2 protein-coding genes and 1 pseudogene are annotated in these 3,086 nt (G+C 59.7%); 1 reads left to right on the top strand and 2 read right to left on the bottom strand.

Annotated features, from left to right (window positions below; genetic code table 11):
• Positions 1-25: 25 nt before the first annotated feature.
• Together A5483_RS11655 and A5483_RS10065 are read right to left on the bottom strand one after the other, a co-directional pair.
• A pseudogene (locus A5483_RS11655) lies at positions 26-124 on the bottom strand (DALR anticodon-binding domain-containing protein); the annotation flags it as partial.
• Between the two features lie 303 nt (positions 125-427).
• Entirely contained in the window at positions 428-1,249 is an 822-nt protein-coding gene (locus A5483_RS10065; protein ID WP_063811754.1) for an aldo/keto reductase, read from the bottom strand.
• Positions 1,250-1,312: 63 nt separating this feature from the next.
• Here A5483_RS10065 and argS point away from each other — a divergent pair, with 63 nt between their 5' ends.
• A complete protein-coding gene (gene argS, locus A5483_RS10060; protein WP_193790478.1) occupies positions 1,313-3,061 on the top strand; it encodes an arginine--tRNA ligase in 1,749 nt (582 codons plus the stop codon).
• The last annotated feature ends 25 nt before the right edge of the window (positions 3,062-3,086 follow it).

Below are 3,086 nucleotides of genomic sequence, written 5' to 3'. Positions count from 1 at the left end.
TCATTCCCACCCACAACCCGACAGATCACATCCGATCAGGAGCATCAATACCCAACAAACCAAGACCCCGACCAAGCACCCGACGAGTAGCCGCACACAAAGCCAAACGCGACCCACGAACCTCGCTGCCGCGATGAGGCCTCCGATATTGACCACCTCGGGCAGACACAGGAATATGTAAGGCGACAGGCTTATCATGAAGAGGCTGCTCATCGACTACATGGCAGCGATTTCTAGGCAGTTTCCCGACACGGCGATGGCGGAGCTCGCTCAACGCGCGGCAATGTCTGTCTCGGATTTCTGACAGCGATACTGGGAATACCGAGCGCTCTACGATCGTGGATCGGTACACGTGAAAACTCCCCAGAAAAGGAGACTGATTTTTCAGTCCGTTATCTGGGGAGATATCCAGATCAAACAGTCGATATCAGTAGTCGGCGGTGGAAGGGTCACCACCGAGCCGGTTGCCGTGATCCAGACCATCAATCGCGGCGATCTGTTCGTCGGACAATTCGAAGTCGAACACGTCGAAGTTCTCGGCGATTCGTGAGGGTGTCACCGACTTGGGGAATACCACGTTGCCGATCTGCAGGTGCCAGCGAATGACTACCTGGGCGGGCGTCTTGCCGGTCGCTTTAGCGATATCAGCGAGGACAGGGTTGTCGAGGTCCTTGGACTGGCCCAGTGGGCTCCAAGCCTCCGGGGTGATGCCACGCTCGGCCAGCACTGCCCGGAGAGTCGCCTGGTTGAAGGTGGGGTGCATCTCGATCTGGTCGACGCTCGGGGTAACTCCTTCGATGGCGTCAAGATGCTCGGTCTTGAAATTCGACACACCAATGGAGCGCGTCAGGCCTTCGGACTTGAAGTCCTGCAGGGCGTTCCACGCCTCAATGTAGGCGTCGCCGTACTTGACCGGGGCTGGCCAATGGATGAGGTAGAGGTCGACGTGGCCGAGTCCCAGCTTGGTGAGGCTAGTTTCGATGGCCTTGCGAGCATCGTCGGCATGATGGGAGTCATTCCACAGCTTGGTGGTGACGAAGAGGTCCTTGCGGTCTAAACCAGAGGCGGCGAGCGCACGGCCCACACCCTCCTCGTTACCGTAGATGGCTGCGGTGTCGATATGGCGGAAACCCGCTTCCAGGGCGGCGCTGACGGCCTTCTCCGCCTCGTCGGCAGGAACCTTCCAAGTGCCGAAGCCAAGCTGGGGGATGGCAACCCCGTCGTTGAGGGTGGTGGTGGGAACGCTCATAGATTCTCCTTGTCGAAACGTCCGGATTGCCGGTCGTCAAGGTAAACGGTTCTGCCGCGGTATTTGTTCCAAAATCGTCACCACAGCGTCTGCGGCGCCTCCGACTGTGACGAGCCGGCCTTGTCGTGGGATAATGCCGTCATGTCGTCTCTTCCCTCTCAACTTGCTGCACGGATCGAGTCCGTCACCGGGACCGATCCCCAGTTGCGCCCGGCCACGAAGCCACAGTTCGGGCATTTCCAGTCCAACGTCGCCATGCGTCTGGCTAAGAAGGAAGGGCGCCCACCTCGCGACGTCGCCGCCGACATCATTGCTCGTCTCGACATCGATGATCTGTGCGAGACTCCCGAAATCGCCGGCCCTGGGTTCATCAACCTGCGCCTGCGTACCGACGTGCTGGCCCGAGTGGCTTCCGACCTCATTACCGATCCCAACGCCGGGATCGCCCAGGCGGAGGAACCTGAGCGGGTCGTCATCGATTATTCGGCCCCCAACGTCGCCAAACAGATGCACGTTGGCCACCTGCGCTCCACCATCATCGGCGACTGCTTCAATCGTGTCCTGAGCGCTCAGGGGCACACCGTCATTCCGCAGAATCACATTGGTGACTGGGGCACCCAATTCGGCATGCTCATCGAGTACATCGTCGAGAAGCGGATGGACGTCGAAGATTTCGACCTGCCCGGCGTCGAGCAGCTTTACCAGGATTCCAAGAAGACCTTCGATGCCGACCCCCAGTTTGCCGATCGCGCTCGGCGTCGCGTCGTCAAACTGCAGGGTGGGGACGCCGAGACCCTGCGGATCTGGCGGGCTCTTATCGACATTTCCCTGGAGGGGTTCAACACCATTTACGCCCGCCTGTCGGTGCTGCTGACTGACGACGACGTAGCCGGCGAGTCCACCTACAATGACGATTTGCCGCGAGTCGTAGACGAACTCGTGGCTGACGGCCTGGCTGTCGAGGATAACGGCGCGCTGTGCGTTTTCGTCGAGGGGCAGGACGCCCCCATGATCGTACGTAAAAAGGATGGCGGCTTCGGCTACGATGCCACGGACCTTGCCGCGATCCGCCGCCGCGTCGGCAAAATCAAGGCTGACCGCATCATCTACGTCACTGACGTCCGCCAGAGCCACCACTTCGAGGTGCTCTTCCAGGTGGCTCGGATGGCTGAGTTCCTGCCCGACGATGTCGAGGCCCAGCACGTCGGTTACGGTATGGTGCTTGGCCCAGATGGTCGCCCCTTCAAGACCCGTGAGGGTGGCACGGTGTCGTTGTCGAGTCTGCTCGACGAGGCTGAGACCCATGCGGCCCCGAATATCGCCTTGGCAGCTATTAAATACGCCGATTTGTCCACCGGCCTGCAAAAGGACTATGTCTTTGACGCTGAGCGGATGGTGCAGACCACCGGCGATACTGGCCCCTACCTGCAGTACGCTCACGCCCGCGTCTCACAGATCTTGCGCAAAGCGGCCGCTGAGGCCAACCCGAACGTCGATCCTGAAGCTGATTTGGATGCGATGGTTTGGGGACGTATTAGTGTCCTTGACGAGCCTGCCGAGCAGCAGTTGGCCTTGTTGTTGTCGAGGTTCGGAGAGGTCGTGGAGGTTGTTGCTACCGACCTGACCCCGCACAAATTGTGCACTTATCTCTACGAGTTGGCTGGTGCCTACTCGGTGTTTTATGAGCAGTGCCCGGTGCTGCGTAGTACTGGCGAGGTTCGTGGGTCGCGTTTGGCTTTGTGTGCGGCTACTCGTCGGGTGCTTGGTCGGGGTCTTGGTTTGTTGGGTATTGATGCTCCTGATCGGATGTGATCTGTCGGGTTGTGGGTGGGAATGA

The organism is Cutibacterium namnetense (genome assembly GCF_001642025.1).
Lineage (GTDB): Bacteria > Actinomycetota > Actinomycetes > Propionibacteriales > Propionibacteriaceae > Cutibacterium > Cutibacterium namnetense.
Note: the sequence above shows the minus strand (reverse complement) of the source record. Positions and strands in the feature narration are given on the sequence as shown.

Excerpts from the sequence above, each read along its gene's own strand:
- A5483_RS10065 (WP_063811754.1), bottom strand. The coding sequence starts at position 1,249 with ATGAGCGTTCCCACCACCACCCTCAACGACGGGGTTGCCATCCCCCAG.